Raw genomic sequence first — 16,966 nt, 5'->3', positions numbered from 1 at the left:
TTATGAAAAGAGTAATTGTTGCCTATGAAAAACTAACTAAGGAGCTATTGGATTTATTAATTGATAAATACCCTGGAGGTTATGACTATGAAGATATTATTTCTTTTAAAAATGCTAAAGGAGAAACGGTTAAAGCTATAGAAGTAAAAACATTAACAACCAATTATCTTATTAAAATAAGCATTAAGTTACAAGAGGCCATGGAAGAATATGCAGATGATGAGGATTTTTTCCAAGACAATGAAGATTTTGAGGTAAACCTCCCTGATGGTTAAGGGTTAGTATGTTTAAAAAAGCCTCGCAAATGCGAGGCTTTTTTAAACAATAGTAAAAGAATTTAACTTTTAATTTTATTTTTAAACTGATCAAACTTATCAGTTTCTGGTTTTGGCCAACTGTTATTAGAAGTATCTACATCAGCAGTTTCCATGTCAGGATCTACTTTAATACTTTTAATTTCCTGTGTAGAAGAGAATACTCTTTTAACAGTATTGTCGTCTTTCATCCAAATCTGAGCAGGAAATGTTTCTCTTTTTGTGCTTCCATCTGCATAGGTTAACTCTACTATTAGTGGTATAACTAAACCTCCAGGTTTTTCAAATTCTACAGAGTATATATATGAAGGTACTTCTTTACCATTAGCATAATTATCCATTGCATTAGGGTTTGCATCTTCTTTTTTGTCTGTAATATAAACAAGGTCTCCTAAACTATCAAAGTATTGTTTGTACTGTTCTTTAAGTTTAGCTAATCTAGCATTTGGCTTATCTGTAAGGTATAAAGGCTTTACTTCTTTAATACCTATATCTGTTACATCAGTTGTGTAAAACCAACCTCTCCAAAACCAATCTAAATCCATCCCTGATGCATCTTCCATAGATCTAAAAAAATCTTCAGGTGTTGGGTGTTTAAACATCCATCTTTGTGAATACGTTCTAAAAGCATGGTCAAACAATTCTGGTCCCATAATCGTTTTACGTAGCATGTATAAACCAGCCGCTGGTTTTGAGTATGCATTTGGTCCAAATTGTTTTACATAATCTCCTTGAGACATAATAGGAGAGATGTTAGATTGATCTCCACCCATATATCTTGTAATATCTTTTGCAGGGTTAGAGGCAAATAACTCGGCATCATAAACGTCTTCTGCTAAAATTTCTACAAAAGAGTTTAAACCTTCATCCATCCATGTCCATTGTCTTTCGTCAGAATTTACAATCATTGGAAAGAAATTATGACCAACTTCATGAACAATAACTCCAATCATTCCTTTTTTGGTTCTATCTGAATACGTTCCATCAGGATTTGGACGCCCAAAATTAAAACAAATCATAGGATATTCCATTCCTTGTCTTTCTGAATGAACAGACACTGCTTTTGGATAAGGGTAATCGAATGTTAATTTTGAATACTCAACTAACGTTGTAGCTACTGCTCTTGTTGAATGCTCTTCCCATAGAGGGTTCCCTTCTTTTGGATATAAAGAAGTTGCAATAACAGTTTTACCATTAATATTCACTGCCATTGCATCCCAAATATATTTTCTAGAAGTTGCAAAAGCGAAATCTCTTACTCTTTGAGCTTTAAATTTCCAAGTTTTTGTTCCTGTAGCTCTTCCTTTTTCATTTTTTTCGGCCTCTTCTTGTGTAACAATAACAACAGGGTTGTCAAAACTTTTTCTTGCTTGTTCGTAACGTTTACGTTGTGTTCTAGTTAACACATCTTTTTCGTTTTGTAAACTACCAGTAGCTTCAACAATATGATCTGCAGGTACTGTTAAATTTACTTCGTAATCTCCAAATTCTAAAGCAAACTCAGATCTACCCCAGAACTGCATATTTTGCCAACCTTCTACATTATTGTAAACGGCTAGTCTAGGAAAAAACTGTGCAATAGTATAATTGTTATTACCATCTTTAAAAGATTCTAACCCTGAACGACCACCATCTTTATTGATATCGTTAATTTTATAATTCCATATGATGCTAAAGTCAAAACTTTTTCCTGGAGCTAATGCTTTAGGAAGATTAATACGCATCATTGTTCTATTTATAAAATGAGATAATGGTTTTCCATTTGTTGTAACACTCTCAATGTTAAATCCAAATCCTTTTCCTTCACCCATATATTCAGATTTAAAGTTATCTGTAGATATAAATGCAGCAGCTGAATTTGATTTTGCTAATGAAGTTTGAGAGTCATCTGCTCTCATGTTTTGATCTAACTGAACCCACAAATAAGATAAGTTATCTTTAGAGTTGTTATAATATGTAATATCTTCACTACCATATATTTTGTTATTCGCTTCATCTAAACGAATATCCATTACATAGTCAACCTTTTGCTGTGAATACTGATGGCCTGGTGCACCTGAAGCCGTATGTTGATCATTAGGAGTTGCTAAAACATCTTTTAGTTGTCTAAATTTGTTTTGATCAGTATGACCCAGTTGTGTTTTTTTCTTTTCTTTCTGTTCTTGAGCAATACTTGATGTTGCAACAAAAAATAAAGAAAAAACGAATAAATAAATTTTTTTCATTTGTATTTGTTTGAATTTAAGTAACAATAAAATTAAGAATTAAAAAAAGAATAGAGTTATATTGTTAATAAATTTAACAAACCTTTATATGAACAAAGAGTAATATGTATTCATATTGCTCTTTTACTTTAATTTTTTAAATTTTTTAAAATTATCCTTTCATTTTCTGTTTAAACTTATCGAATTTATTTGATGTTTCTCTTGGGAATGAATTGTTAGAAGTATCTACATCTGCAGTTTCTAAATCAGGATCTATGACAATACGCTCTATTTGTTTAGAAGAAGTAAATACTTTGGTTACTTCTTTATCATTATATCTCCAAATCTGAGCAGGATATGTCTTTTTTTCTTTAGAACCATCTTTGTAAGTAAATTCAACAATAATAGGCATTACTAAACCTCCTGGTTTTTCGTAAGTAATTTCATAATGATATTTATCGTTAGTATTAGCAAAGCCTAAACCTGCTGAAGAATCTTCTACAAATTCTACTGTATTACCTTGTTCTTTAGTTGTGAACTTTTTTACACCTTTTACACCTATATCAGTTACATCTGTAGTATAGAACCAACCTCTCCAAAACCAATCTAAGTCTATACCAGAAGCGTCTTCCATAGTTCTAAAGAAATCTGCAGGCGATGGGTGTTTAAACATCCATCTTTGAGAATATGTTCTAAAAGCGTGATCAAACAACTCTTTACCCATAATTGTTTCTCTTAAAATCCACAATGCAGTTGCAGGTTTTCCATAAGCATTAGCACCAAAACTATATACATTGTCTCCTTTAGACATAATTGGTGCAATTCTAGATTGATCTCCAGACATGTATTTTACAATATTTTTAGGATACCCTCTTACTATAGGAAAATCTTTGTCATAATCTAATTCTGCTAACATTTCCATGTATGAATTTAATCCTTCATCCATCCATGTCCATTGTCTCTCATCTGAATTAACAATCATAGGGAAGAAATTATGTCCCACTTCATGAATGGTAACTTTTATCATTCTATATTTCACTCTATCTGAGTAGCCACCATCTGGTAAATCCGGTCTTCCAGGATTAAAACAAATCTGTGGATATTCCATTCCCATTTGTCCATCTACAGAAATTGCTTTGTGGTAAGGATAGTCAAAGGTATATTTAGAATATGTTTTTAATGTTTGTGCTGCAGCTCTTGTAGAATGGTCTCCATATAACGGGTTTGCTTCTTTAGAATATAATGACTCTGCCATCACTGTTTTACCATTAATGTCTACAGCCATTGCATCATATATAAATTTTCTTGATGTAGCAAAAGCATAATCACGAACGTTTTCAGCAATAAATTTCCAAGTTTTTGTCTCTGAAGCTTTTGACTTTTCAATCTTTTCAGCTTCTTCTTGAGTTCTAATCACTACAGGATTATCAAAACTTTTTCTAGCTTTTTCTCTTCTTTTTAATTCTTTCTTTGAAAAAACCTCTTTTGGATTTTGTAAAACACCTGTTGCTCCTAACATATGATCTTCAGGAACAGTAATGTTTACTGTAAAATCTCCAAATTCAAGAGCGAATTCACTTCTTCCCCAAAATTGGTCATTTTGCCATCCTTCAACATTATCATAAACACACATTCTTGGGTAGAATTGTGCAATTACATAATTGTTATTATCATTTTCAGTAAAATGCTCATAACCTGATCTACCACCATCTGTTCTGTGGTTATTAATGTTATACCACCAAGAAATATTAAATTCGAAAGTAGTACCAGAAATCAAAGGCTCTGCTAAATTAATACGCATCATCGTTTGGTTAATGGTATGAGATAAAGTACTACCATCTTTATTGGTAACATTCATTATATTAAAACCACCATCAAAACGTTCTTCAGGAAAAGTTCTTTTAAATCTGTTTTTGCTAATTCTTTTCGGAATTGAATTTGGAGAGATATCTGGTGTTTTTGAGTCTGCAGCTCTCATATTCTGGTCTAATTGTAACCATAAATACTCTAAATCATCTTTAGAATTGTTATGATAAGTAATCGTTTCTGAACCGGTTATTTTTGTTTTGACATCATCTAAAACAATATCCATTACATAATCTACCTTTTGCTGTGTGTAAGCTTTACCAGGTTTACCTGAGGCTGTTCTTTCTAAGTTTGGTGTTGGTAATTCTTGTTTTAATTGTTTAAACTTATTTGTATTTACATGTCCTTGTTTTGTTATTTGCCCATAAGTTGAGGCTGCAAACAAAATAGATAACATTACTAATCCAAATTTTTTCATAAATATTGATTTTTGGTTTGTTAAATTAAAATTTTAATAGAGTAGAACTTTCGTTTTTTGTAAGTAAAACACTTTTATTCTTTTTACCTACTTTAGACTTGATAAGGTTCTGTTGTTCTGGAAAATAATCGAGAAGTAATTGATTAGATACTTCAATTGAGTTTACATCATTAATGTTCTCAATCTCTAAATAAAAAAAAACTAAGTCTCCATCATATTCTTTGCCAAGATAATTAAAGTTTTTTGCTTTACTATTAACTTTAAAATTCAGCTTATTTTTTAAATATTTTTCGAAATAAATATCGTTATTCTTTAGCTCTTTTTTTGTAGTTAATTGTAAATCAATATCATATTTTTTGTTTAGAGCTAGCTCTATATCATCCATAAAAACATTGATAATAATTTGTACTGCTTTAGCTTCACTTTTGAAATTTATTTGAGTTAGGCTCAAATAGTATTTATGTGCACTAAATGAAAGTAATGGAATTACTACAAATAATAGTAGGTTTATTTTTAATTTCATAAAAATGTAAAACAATTTCAGAACTAAGTTACTCTTTTTTTATAAGTTTTAGATATGGTTTACTCTCTGCTCTTAAGATTTTAATAAGTTCTAAAAGTCTTCCATCTTTGTGTAAATTTTCAATACTCAAAGGATTGCAGTATTCTAAAAAATGAAAATAATTATCAATTGGAATTTTAAGTTCATCAAAAAAGAATTTTTCTCCTAACTCAGAAAGTACTTTGTAAGGGAACTGTTTTTTTTGTTCTAACTTACTTCTTAGAGCCCACAAACGTGCTGAATTTTTAAACGGGATTACAGCCTTTGCACCTGCTCCTGCCATAGGTATAGCACCACCCATAGTGTTTACAATAGGGGGCTTAGCTTTTGATATTTCATCTATAGTAAAATCTTTTTCTTTAAAATTAACATTAGAAAAATCCATTACTCTTCTTAATAAAGAATCTTGTTTGTTCCTTGGAACATCTTTGGTGTCTATTCCTAGTCTTCCTAGTAAATTATTTCGCTTTAATTCAAACTCATTTAATGTGTAAGTAGTCGTTTTTAGTATAATATCTAACTCTCTAGCATCAATAATTTTTTCTGTAATAAGTATTTTCTTTGGTTCGAACTGTATAGATGAGACACGGAGCGTATCTCCTTTTGAGACAAAAATTCTATACAAGCCTTCATCACTAGAAAAAGTTCCTTGATAAGTATTTAAGTTAATAATATTTGCATTTTTAATAATATTTACAGAATCAGTAACTTTACCAGTAATAATGTATTTTTTGTTTTGCGTATATGTACTTTTCACTATTAAAAATAAGAGTAAGAAAAATAGTATATTTTTTTTCATAGTGTTAAAATCCTATTCAAATTTATATATTTAAATTTACGCAATATTTTTATACAATTTTTATAAAAATTATTTTTTTTGGAGTAGAGTAATTTCAGTTTTATTCTTTTGAGGAAATGTTTTACTCTCTCTCATTAATATTTCAGTCACTTTTATTTTATCATCTTTCTTAAATAAATTAATGACATTTTTTTGAAGCAGTAGTTTAAGAATACATTAATATCATCTTGTTTAATATTTAAATCAGTAATAAAGAAATCATCTGTGTAGTGCTTTCTAATTTTGGCTAACATTTTATCTTCATAGGTTATTTTTTTTAGCATTCTTTTTCTTCTATTACTTCCATTTAGTGCACTTATCAAATTTTCTAAATTTATTGCAGCTCCAGATTGAAGACTTAAAATACTTTCATTTTTCTTTGCAACTTTATTAGCATAAGGTAAGTTAAGTGTTTTGGCATTTATAATACGTGGTTTAAGATATTGCTTATCAACATAAAAAATACCTGTAGATCTTTCAAAGATAATTTCATTCAATTCATTAATTTTTTCTTCTAAATGAATTATAACTGATTTACTCTTAAAAATTTACTGGAGTAATAATTAGTTCTTTTTTTTGAAGGTTGATGTGAGATATAAACAAAGTATCATTAATTGAAACAGGAATTTCAAAGATTCCTGAATCATTGGAATTAGCACCTTGATTTGTGTTTTTGTTGATAATATGCACATCAGTAATTACCTCATTTTGAAACAATATAGTTCCAGATAAAATATTCTGCCTTTGTTGGCTAAAGGAAACAACAGATATAAATAAAAAGTAGAGTAGTAGTTGATTTTTCATTAAAACAAAGAAACCCTAAGAGCTCTTAAAATTCTATTAAGACATTTATAAACTTTTGTTAACGGGTTTAAATACATTAGTTTTTTGTGATGATTTTAAGAATTGGAATCCATAAAAAATGACTTATTTTTGAAGTATGAAGAAAATGATTATTGCAAGTACATCTACAATTTATGAAGGCAAGTACCTTGAGTATTTGTTACCAACTTTAAAAACATTTTTTAAAGGAGCAAAAACACTTTTGTTTATACCCTATGCAAGGCCAAGTGGAATTACCTATGATACTTATACAGCTAATGTAAAAGAAGCATTTGCCAATATTGGAATTGATGTAAAAGGAATTCATGAATTTAAAAATGCTAAAGAAGCATTAAAAAATGCTAAAGCTATTTTTACAGGAGGTGGAAATACTTTTGAATTGGTAAATCAATTATATGAAAATGATGTTATAGATACTTTAAAAGAAGTTATAGAACTAGGCACACCTTATTTAGGTACAAGTGCTGGTAGCAATATTTGTGGTGTGAACATGAAAAATACAAACGATATGCCAATTGTTTACCCACCAAGTTTTAAAACATTGGGTTGTATTCCATTTAATATTAATGCACATTATTTAGATCCAATTGAAGGAAATACACATATGGGTGAAACTCGCGAAACAAGAATTAAAGAGTTTCATGTATTTAATGAAACACCCGTTTTGGGTTTAAGAGAAGGTAGTTGGTTAGAAGTAAATGCTAATGAAATTTACTTAAAAGGTGCTTATACTGCAAGATTGTTTCAAAAGGACAAAAAGCCTATTGAATTAGAAAATAGTAAAATTTCTATTATTTAGAATAGTAGGTAAGCTAAAAGAATAAAATAAAAAAGGGATAATTTTAATTATCCCTTTTTTATTAATAAGTTATGTAATCTACAATTTCTAATCCATACCCAATCATTCCAACCCTTTTGGCTTGATGATTATTAGTTAATAGTTTTAATTTACTGATGTTTAAATCGTGTAATATTTGAGCACCAATCCCAAAATCTCTTTGGTCCATAGTAATTGCTGGTGCTTTCAGTTCACCATTTTTCTGGTTTTCTTTCAATATATTTAATCGTTTTAACAAGTTTTTGGATTGATTTTGTTGATTGATAAAAAGAATGGCACCTTTACCTTCATCATTTATAACCTGAAACATCTGGTCTAATTTTTTATCAGCATTATTCGTTAATGTTCCAAGAATATCATTGTTTACTAATGTCGAATTTATTCTTGTTAATACACCATCTTCGTTTGTCCAAGACCCTTTTGTTAAAGCAATGTGTATTTGACTATTTGTTGTTTGTTGGTAAGCTCTTAGGCGAAATTTTCCAAAACGTGTTTCAATTTCAAAATCTTCTTTTTTCTCTATTAAAGAGTCGTGCTCCATTCTGTAAGCAACTAAATCTTCTATAGAAACTATTTTAATATCAAATTTCTCGGCCACTTTTAAAAGCTGTGGTAAACGCGCCATTGTACCATCTTCATTCATAATTTCTACAATAACACCTGCAGGTTGTAAACCTGCTAGTCTTGCAAAATCTATTGCTGCTTCAGTATGCCCTGTTCTTCGTAAAACACCACCCTCTTTTGCTTTTAAAGGAAAAATATGCCCTGGTCTTGCTAAATCAGTAGGCTTGGTTTTTTTATCTATTAATGCTTTAATAGTTAAAGCTCTATCTGATGCAGAAATACCAGTGGTAACTCCTTTTCCACGTAAATCTACTGAAACTGTAAAAGCAGTTTCCATAGGATCTGTGTTGTTGTTAACCATCATTACTAGTTCAAGTTCTTTGCATCGTTTTTCAGTTAGTGGATTACAAATTAAACCTCTACCATGTGTTGCCATAAAATTCACCATTTCTGGTGTAACTTTTTCTGCAGCTGCTAAAAAATCCCCTTCATTTTCTCTATTTTCATCATCTACCACAATTATAACTTTACCATTTCTGATATCATTTATTGCCTCCTCTATGGTGTTTAATTTTGTGTTTTGTTTTAGCATGTTTGTTCTTATGTTTAATTCCCTTTTTTAGGTAACATTTTTTTAATTATGTCTGTAATAGGTTGTAAGAAAGAATTTAAATTAAAAAGGCCTTTGTCTTTAGTAGCTCTATTAGTTAATAGTATAGCAAATGGAATCATTAAAATTGCAGAAACCCATGAACCTAACATTGCTGATATAGAACTTTCCTCCGCTAGATTTTTACCAAATGTATTGGTAAAAAAATAAAGAACATAAACCGCAATTGCTAAAATCATAGGTAACCCAAAACCACCTTTTCTTATAATAGATCCTAATGGAGCACCTATAAAGAATAATATAACACAAGATAATGAAAATGCTATTCTATTATAATATTCAGTATCATAATAATTTACCATTTTTCTGTGATAGTTAATACTATCTGTATTATTATTTAAGGTGTTTAAGACTCTTGTACTTTTTGTTAAAGCTGAGTTTAATATTGTGATTTTTTCTTGAAGCTGAAAATTCGAAATAATATTTTTATTTAACTCTTTATTTTTAATAGAGTCTGGGTAATCATAAAGGTCTTTAGCAGCACTACTGATATAAATGTTTTTTGCGCGTAAATTTAAAACCTCATCATAATTATCTTTTAATTTTGGAATGGTGTCCTTAATCTGCTGTAGAGAAAGCATCATTGGAATAGTGGCAGAGTTTATAGAGTCTAACTTTCCTTCATCTAAAGTGTCTCCAATATCTATATTAAATTTATATTCTTTAAAAGAAGCTTCCGAAGCTGCCATTTTTTTTCTTTTTAGAGTAGTTCTTGCAGATTTTACATGTTCTTCATAATAATTCCCATCATATAAAATAAAGGTCATGTACCTACTGCCTTCTTCTGTAACAATTTTACCACGTTCTGCAGTAATTACTTTTTGGTTACCTCTGTTGCTTGTTAAATCGTAAATTAAAACTTTTTTTAATAAGTTTTCCTCTTCTCCATATTTTTCTTCAAACTTAATTTGATACCCAGGTATATCTGAATTAAAGCTTCCAGGGACTAGTGCTAACGCTGGTTTTTTCTTTTTTATATTTAGATATAAATTTTTTTGTTTTAAGTTGGCATATGGAAAAACATTATTTAAAAATAAAAAATTAAGCCCACTTAATGCAATTGCTAATATTCCAATTGGTCTTACTAACCTTTGCAAAGAGACACCTGCAGACTTTGCAGCTGCAAATTCATAGTTCTCTCCTAAGTTTCCTAAAGCCATTATAGAAGACAATAATACACCAATAGGAAGTGCTTGTGGAATTATCATTAAAGTAGTGTAGTATAAAAACTTTAAAATAAAAATAACGCTGATACCTTTCCCTGCAATATTTTCAAATGACTGCCATAAAGCTTGCATAACTAGAACGAATAGTACAATTAAAAATGTAGCTATAAAGGGAACTAAAAAACTCTTTAAGATGTATCTATCTAAAATTTTCATAAAAAACAAAAATAGCACCTTAAACTGTAAGATGCTATTAATTTTCTGTTAATTGAAATAATTAATCAATCGTGTATTGTTGATCTAAATACTTCTGTTTGTTAAACTTAAACAAATCTTCAGAAATTGGTTGATTGATCTTAAAAGTTGTGATGGTAAAACTTGTTTTAGCTCCATTAGAACCTGTTTGTATTAGTTTATATATGTGTTTTGTTTTTGCATCAATACCTAATTGAACTTTAATAATATCAGAGTCACTATCAATTGGGTTTAAACTTACAAATTGAATTTTTCTTCCATTTATATTTTCTAATTTTCCCATCTCAAAATTATAGCCTTCTTTGTAAAAAGAAAAAAGCTTAGATGGGTATATAAATCCATCATCTGCACTTAAATCACCTTCAGAAATAGAAATCTCTTTTTCTTCATGATTAATGATATAAAGTTTATTAGCGTCATATATAAACAGATTGCCTAAATATTTTAGATTATATTTTTCACCCATTAAATTTATTTCTCCTCTAATTGGTGGTTCATCGCCTTCTAGAATTCCTGCTTCTTCATTAATTAGTACTTGACTAAAGCCTATAAACATATTTTCATATGCATTCATTTTTGTAGAAACTTCATCTAAGATTGATTTTGCTTCTAAAGAATTTTGAGAAAAAATAAAGCTTGAACTAAGTAAGTAAATACATAAAATTAATATTCTTTTCATTGTAAAATTTTTAATGCCTTTAGCCTTTATTTTATTTGTTTTTTTCGTTTTCTAAAAGTTGCTCTAATGCTATAAAATCTGGAATTAAAACTTGTCTTGCTTTACTCCCTTCAAATCCTCCAACAATTCCTGCTGCTTCTAATTGATCAATTAATCTTCCAGCTCTATTATAGCCGAGTTTTAATTTTCTTTGTAATAATGATGCAGACCCTTGCTGAGCTGTAATAATTACTTCTGCAGCTTCTTTAAAGAGTTTATCTCTATCTTCTATATCTACATCAATACTTGTGCCATTTTCATCATCTATATATTCTGGCAATAAGTGTGCTTCTGAATATGCTTTCTGAGATCCTATAAAATCAGTAATTTTTTCAACTTCTGGTGTATCTACAAATGCACATTGTATTCGTGTAATAGCATTACCATTTGTGTATAATAAGTCTCCACGTCCAATAAGTTGATCTGCACCACCAGCATCTAAAATTGTTCTCGAATCTATTTTTGAGGTTACTCTAAAAGCAATTCGTGCAGGAAAGTTAGCTTTTATAATACCTGTAATTACATTTACAGAAGGTCTTTGTGTTGCAACAATTAAATGTATACCAATTGCTCTAGCTAGTTGTGCTAGTCTTGCTATTGGCGTTTCGACTTCTTTACCTGCAGTCATAATTAAATCAGCAAATTCATCAATTACTAATACAATGTATGGTAAAAACTGATGCCCATCATTAGGATTTAATTTTCGTTTTTTAAATTTTTGATTGTATTCCTTTATATTTCTAACCATTGCCGATTTTAATAAATCGTAACGATTGTCCATCTCAATACATAAAGAGTTTAAGGTGTGTACAACCTTGGTTGTATCTGTAATAATTGCATCTTCTGAATCTGGCAGTTTTGCTAAATAATGTCTCTCTATTTTATTAAAGAGTGTAAGTTCTACTTTTTTAGGATCTACTAAAACAAATTTTACCTCTGCAGGATGTTTTTTGTATAATAATGATGTTAAAACAGCATTCAAACCTACAGATTTCCCTTGTCCTGTTGCACCTGCCATTAGTAAGTGAGGCATTTTAGCTAAATCTACTACAAATGTCTCATTGGAGATAGTTTTACCTAATGCAATAGGAAGCTCCATACGAGATTCTTGGAATTTTTTTGATGAAATAGCAGAATGCATAGAAACAATTGTCGAATTCTTATTAGGAACCTCTATACCAATTGTTCCTTTTCCTGGAATAGGAGCTATAATTCTAATACCAAGTGCAGATAAAGAAAGTGCAATATCATCTTCTAAATTTTTAATTTTAGATATTCGAATTCCTGCTTCAGGTACAATTTCATAAAGCGTAATTGTAGGTCCAACAGTAGCTTTAATTTCTGCAATACCAATTTTATAGTTCTTTAAAGTCTCAACTATTTTGTTCTTATTTGCTTCTAACTCTTCTGGATCTATAGAAATACTTTCATTGTATTGTTTAAGAAGATTAAAAGTAGGAAAACGAAAATTAGATAATTCTAAAGTAGGATCGAATTCCCCAAAATCTTTTAAAATTTTATTTGATAGATTTTCTGTAGAGTGTTCTTCCTCTTCATGAATCTCAATATCTATAGCTACATCACTATTGTCATCATAAATTTCTTTTGGAGCAGGAATTGGAGGAGTAGTGTCTTGTTCAACAAGTAATTCTAGCTCTTTTTTTTCTTTAACTTCAGAATGGTTTGTAATTGTGGGTTTTAAATCTGCCACAGATAATTCAAATTCAGATTTTGTTTCTTCGATATCGATTATGCTGTTATTATCAACTTCTTTATTTATCGTTGTTTCAATATCTTTTTGTGGTAAGGAGGTATTACTTGTCGTATTTTCCTGTCTTTCGATTCTTTTTGCTTTCCAATTTTCTAAATATGTATCGATACTTAATTTATATCTTATTATAACATATGTAAGAAATAAAAAGATTAGTAAAATACTTAGCCCTGTTTTACCTAAAAAGGTTTGTAAGTAGCTATTAACTTCAAAACCCACAACACCAGAAAATAAAGCGTATTCTTTTTTTAAAAAACCAAGCGCTATAGTAAACCATAGCATAACAATTAAACCCCAATTCCAAGAAATAACAATCTTAGAAAGTTTTCTTTTTATAATAATGTAAGCACCAGTAATAAATATTTGATACGCTATAACAAAAGCGGCAAGTCCAAATCCTTTATAAATAAAAAAGTGACTTAGGTTAGCACCTATTTTTCCTAAAAGATTTTTACTCTTTACTGTTTTGTCTGTAAAGTGCTGTAACGTACTTTGATCTGTTTGCCAATTAAAAAAGAAAGAAACAAAAGCAATACATAAAAACAATGAAAACAAAACTAAAAACAAACCTAATATGTTTTGTGATTGTCTAGTTTTTAAGAAATAAAAAAAAGGTTGTTTACCTTCTTTTAAGTTGTTTTTTTTTGAAGTATTGGATTTTATTTTTGGCATTAAAAATTCATAATAATTAAAAAGTAAATATACATATTTGCTTAAAATAATATGAGCAGTTTAGGTACATAAATAATCCCTGCAATTATTAATGATATTATTGCAGCAAATGCTGGAGTCCCTGCAGCAATATCTTTAATTTTTCCGATTTTTTCATGGAATTCTGGATGTATAAAGTCTGAAATTTCTTCTACAGCAGAATTAGCTGCTTCTGCTACTAGAACTAATCCAATCGCTAAAAACTGTATAGCCCACTCTACGAGTGATATTTGAAATACAACACCTAAAATAATAGCAATTAAAGAAACAAATAGCTGCACTTTTATGCTATCTTCTGTTGTTATTAATATCCATAAACCTTTAAAAGCAAATTTAAAACTTTTTAATCGACCTAAAAAAAAACCATCATTTGGATCCTTCATTTTAAAGTACTTTAAGGGGAGCATCATAATTCGGTTCATTACCAATCTCAGATACTTGTTCTGAGTAAATTACAATACCATTTGCATCTAAAACAACAATAGCCCTTGAGTGTAGCCCTTTAAAGTCACTATCTAAAATTGTTACTCCGTAATCATTTCCAAAATCTCCATTTTCAAAATCCGACAGCATTTCTACATTTCCGATACCCTCAGCTCCACAAAAACGAGCTTGCGCAAAAGGTAAATCTCTAGAGATACAAAGCACTTCAGTATTTTTTAATTCTGAGGCTTTTTTATTAAATTCTCTTACTGATTGTGCACAAACGCTTGTATCTACACTAGGGAAAATATTTAGAATGATGTTTTTACCAGCATAATCTACTAAAGATTTTTCTTTTAGCTCAACTGTTTTTAATTTAAAATCTAATGCTTTCTCACTAACTTTTGGTAAATCCCCTACTGTATTTACAGGATTTCCTCCTAATGTTATTTCTGCCATTTTTGTAAATTTATTTTATTCAAAAGTAATTAATTTTATTGATACTATTATTTTAAAACTGTGAAGTTCTCCTTAAAAAAATGCATTTCTAATATGTATCTTCGCAAACTAAAATAGAATTTTTTTAGTGAATTTAGCTCAATATACATCAGAATTTAAATATAATTGGAAGCTTGCAGCACCTGTAATGTTAGGAATGTTAGGTCATACATTTGTAGCTTTTATAGATAATATTATGGTTGGGCAATTAGGAACTGCAGAGTTGGCTGCTGTGTCTTTAGGAAATAGCTTTATGTTTATTGCTATGTCGGTTGGTATAGGTTTTTCTACAGCAATAACTCCATTAATTGCAGAAGCTGATTCTTCTAATAACTTGCAGCAAGCTAGATCTACTTTTAAAAATGGATTATTCTTATGTACTGTTCTTGGAATATTACTATTTCTTATGGTGTTTTTTGCTAAACCATTAATGTATTTAATGCAGCAGCCAGAAGAAGTAGTTGCTTTAGCAATACCTTATTTAGATTTAGTTGCATTCTCTTTAATTCCATTGATTATTTTCCAAGCAATAAAGCAATTTAGTGATGGTATGTCTATGACTAAATACCCAATGTATGCTACTTTAATTGCAAATATTGTAAATTTAGTTTTAAATTATTTATTTATTTTTGGAAAGTTTGGTTTTCCAGAATTAGGTATTGTTGGTGCAGCATATGGAACATTAGCCTCAAGAATTATTATGGTTATTTATTTGTGGCTGTTATTAAGTTATAAGAAAAGATCAAAACGAATTATGAGTAACCTAAAATTCTTTGTTTTAGATATTCTTATGATTAAGAAAATAATAAATTTGGGTACTTTAAGTGCAATGCAAATGTTTTTTGAAGTTGCCATATTTACTGCTGCGATATGGTTAAGTGGTTTGCTTGGTAAAAATCCTCAAGCAGCAAATCAAATTGCATTAAATTTATCATCCATGACTTTTATGGTGGCAATGGGACTAAGCGTAGCTTCTATGATTCGGGTAGGAAATCAAAAAGGATTGCAAAATTTTAAGGAGTTAAGAAGAATAGCATTTTCAATCTTTTTACTAGGGATGATTTTTGCAACCATCTTTGCAATTCTATTCTTTATCTTTCATAAAATTATGCCAGCCATTTATGTAGATTTGGGTGATAAGCTTAACAATGCAGACAATATGGAAGTTATTTCTATTGCATCTAAACTTTTAATTGCAGCAGCATTTTTTCAAATTTCAGATAGTATACAAGTAGTTGTTTTAGGTGCTTTACGTGGTTTACAAGATGTAAAAATTCCAACTATATTAACATTTATTTCTTATTGGTGTATTGGTTTTCCTGTTTCTTTTTATTTTGGAGCAGAAGAGAGGTATGGTAGTTTTGGTATTTGGTTAGGTTTGTTAGCGGGCTTAACTACAGCTTCAATTTTACTTTTTATTAGATTTAATAGGTTAACTCTAAAGTTAATAGCTACTAAGGCTGAATTAGCTAATTAGAGTAGACTCATTTTGTTTGTTCTTCAAGCTGTTAAAATCATACAGTGCTGTATCTAATAAATGAGAAGGAGAAACATTTTGTAGAGCATTCATCATAATTGCATTTCTATTAGGGAACTCTTCTTCCCAGTTAGAAATCATTTCTTTAACTTTTTTACGTTGTAAGTTTTCTTGAGAACCGCATAAATTACATGGAATTATTGGATAATTTCTATGATAAGAAAACTTTTCAATGTCACTTTCTTTACAAAAGGCTAACGGTCTTAAAATTACTAAATCTCCAGCATCATTTTTAAATTTAGGAGACATTGTTTCTAACTTTCCAGAAAAGAAAAAGTTAAGAAAGAATGTTTCTAAAATGTCGTTTTTATGATGACCTAAAGCTAACTTATTACAACCTAAATCTTTGGCTGCTTCGTATAAGGTTCCTCTTCGTAATCTAGAGCAAAGACTGCAAGTAGTTTTGCCTTCAGGAGTTTTATCCATAACCACTTTGTAGGTGTTTTTTTCAATAATTTTATAGGCTACTTGAAGTTTACTTAAATAATTAGGCAAGACTTCTTCAGGAAAACCTGGCTGTTTCTGATCTAAATTAACAGCAATTAAATCAAAATGAACAGGAGCTACTTTTTGAAAGTAAAGGAGCATATCTAACATGGTATAGCTATCTTTTCCACCTGATAAACAAACCATAATTTTATCTCCATTTTCAATCATGGAGTATTGTTTTATAGCTTGAGCTACAAATTTCTGAAGTTTTTTGGTGTTTTGTTGCTGTTGATTCATTTTACAAAAATAAAAGAATCACAAAGATTTAAAAGCTACTTTTT

16 protein-coding genes are annotated in these 16,966 nt (G+C 29.5%); 3 read left to right on the top strand and 13 right to left on the bottom strand.

What is annotated here, in order from left to right:
* The first annotated feature begins 2 nt into the window (after positions 1-2).
* Positions 3-275 (top strand): hypothetical protein, encoded by a 273-nt coding sequence (locus Q0L44_RS07515; RefSeq protein WP_296637201.1) that lies wholly within the window; start codon positions 3-5, stop codon positions 273-275.
* Between the two features lie 62 nt (positions 276-337).
* Here the strand turns inward: Q0L44_RS07515 and Q0L44_RS07510 are convergent, their stop codons facing one another.
* The 6 genes from Q0L44_RS07510 to Q0L44_RS07485 all read right to left on the bottom strand — a co-directional run bounded on the left by Q0L44_RS07510 (position 338) and on the right by Q0L44_RS07485 (position 7,006).
* On the bottom strand, positions 338-2,539 hold the full coding sequence (locus Q0L44_RS07510; RefSeq protein WP_296637199.1) for a M1 family metallopeptidase: 2,202 nt from the start codon (positions 2,537-2,539) through the stop codon (positions 338-340).
* A 151-nt stretch (positions 2,540-2,690) separates the two neighbouring features.
* Complete coding sequence (locus Q0L44_RS07505) at positions 2,691-4,802, bottom strand: M1 family metallopeptidase (protein ID WP_296637198.1); 2,112 nt, start codon at positions 4,800-4,802, stop codon at positions 2,691-2,693.
* Between the two features lie 25 nt (positions 4,803-4,827).
* Positions 4,828-5,325 (bottom strand): DUF6702 family protein, encoded by a 498-nt coding sequence (locus tag Q0L44_RS07500; protein ID WP_296637197.1) that lies wholly within the window; start codon positions 5,323-5,325, stop codon positions 4,828-4,830.
* Positions 5,326-5,353: 28 nt separating this feature from the next.
* A complete protein-coding gene (locus Q0L44_RS07495) occupies positions 5,354-6,121 on the bottom strand; it encodes a hypothetical protein (protein ID WP_296637195.1) in 768 nt (255 codons plus the stop codon).
* Between the two features lie 194 nt (positions 6,122-6,315).
* Positions 6,316-6,699, bottom strand: a complete 384-nt coding sequence (locus Q0L44_RS07490; RefSeq protein WP_296637193.1) for a hypothetical protein — start codon at positions 6,697-6,699, stop codon at positions 6,316-6,318.
* Positions 6,700-6,742: 43 nt separating this feature from the next.
* A complete protein-coding gene (locus Q0L44_RS07485; RefSeq protein WP_296637191.1) occupies positions 6,743-7,006 on the bottom strand; it encodes a hypothetical protein in 264 nt (87 codons plus the stop codon).
* A 136-nt stretch (positions 7,007-7,142) separates the two neighbouring features.
* Here Q0L44_RS07485 and pepE point away from each other — a divergent pair, with 136 nt between their 5' ends.
* The gene (gene pepE, locus Q0L44_RS07480) at positions 7,143-7,844 is read left to right on the top strand and encodes a dipeptidase PepE (protein WP_296637189.1); all 702 of its coding nucleotides are present in this window, start codon (positions 7,143-7,145) and stop codon (positions 7,842-7,844) included.
* A 61-nt stretch (positions 7,845-7,905) separates the two neighbouring features.
* Here the strand turns inward: pepE and ribB are convergent, their stop codons facing one another.
* The 6 genes from ribB to tpx all read right to left on the bottom strand — a co-directional run bounded on the left by ribB (position 7,906) and on the right by tpx (position 14,620).
* Positions 7,906-9,039 (bottom strand): 3,4-dihydroxy-2-butanone-4-phosphate synthase, encoded by a 1,134-nt coding sequence (gene ribB, locus Q0L44_RS07475; RefSeq protein ID WP_296637188.1) that lies wholly within the window; start codon positions 9,037-9,039, stop codon positions 7,906-7,908.
* A gap of 14 nt (positions 9,040-9,053) precedes the next feature.
* Entirely contained in the window at positions 9,054-10,499 is a 1,446-nt protein-coding gene (locus Q0L44_RS07470; protein ID WP_296637186.1) for an LptF/LptG family permease, read from the bottom strand.
* 61 nt (positions 10,500-10,560) lie between these two features.
* A complete protein-coding gene (locus tag Q0L44_RS07465; RefSeq protein ID WP_296637184.1) occupies positions 10,561-11,217 on the bottom strand; it encodes an outer membrane lipoprotein carrier protein LolA in 657 nt (218 codons plus the stop codon).
* Between the two features lie 31 nt (positions 11,218-11,248).
* Positions 11,249-13,699: a DNA translocase FtsK gene (locus tag Q0L44_RS07460; protein WP_296637182.1), complete on the bottom strand. Its 2,451-nt coding sequence runs from the start codon at positions 13,697-13,699 to the stop codon at positions 11,249-11,251.
* Positions 13,700-13,740: 41 nt separating this feature from the next.
* Entirely contained in the window at positions 13,741-14,121 is a 381-nt protein-coding gene (locus Q0L44_RS07455) for a diacylglycerol kinase family protein (RefSeq protein ID WP_296637179.1), read from the bottom strand.
* A gap of 1 nt (position 14,122) precedes the next feature.
* A complete protein-coding gene (tpx, locus tag Q0L44_RS07450; RefSeq protein WP_296637177.1) occupies positions 14,123-14,620 on the bottom strand; it encodes a thiol peroxidase in 498 nt (165 codons plus the stop codon).
* 127 nt (positions 14,621-14,747) lie between these two features.
* Here tpx and Q0L44_RS07445 point away from each other — a divergent pair, with 127 nt between their 5' ends.
* Positions 14,748-16,136, top strand: a complete 1,389-nt coding sequence (locus Q0L44_RS07445; RefSeq protein ID WP_296637176.1) for an MATE family efflux transporter — start codon at positions 14,748-14,750, stop codon at positions 16,134-16,136.
* Here the strand turns inward: Q0L44_RS07445 and ttcA are convergent.
* Positions 16,125-16,922 (bottom strand): tRNA 2-thiocytidine(32) synthetase TtcA, encoded by a 798-nt coding sequence (gene ttcA, locus Q0L44_RS07440; RefSeq protein WP_296637174.1) that lies wholly within the window; start codon positions 16,920-16,922, stop codon positions 16,125-16,127. The two genes, Q0L44_RS07445 and ttcA, sit on opposite strands and share 12 nt — an antisense overlap.
* Positions 16,923-16,966: the final 44 nt, after the last annotated feature.

It is taken from the genome of Polaribacter sp. (genome assembly GCF_024639685.1).
Classification (GTDB): Bacteria; Bacteroidota; Bacteroidia; order Flavobacteriales; family Flavobacteriaceae; genus Polaribacter.
The sequence above is the reverse complement of the archived record's forward strand: the minus strand, read 5'-3'. Positions and strand labels throughout refer to the sequence as shown.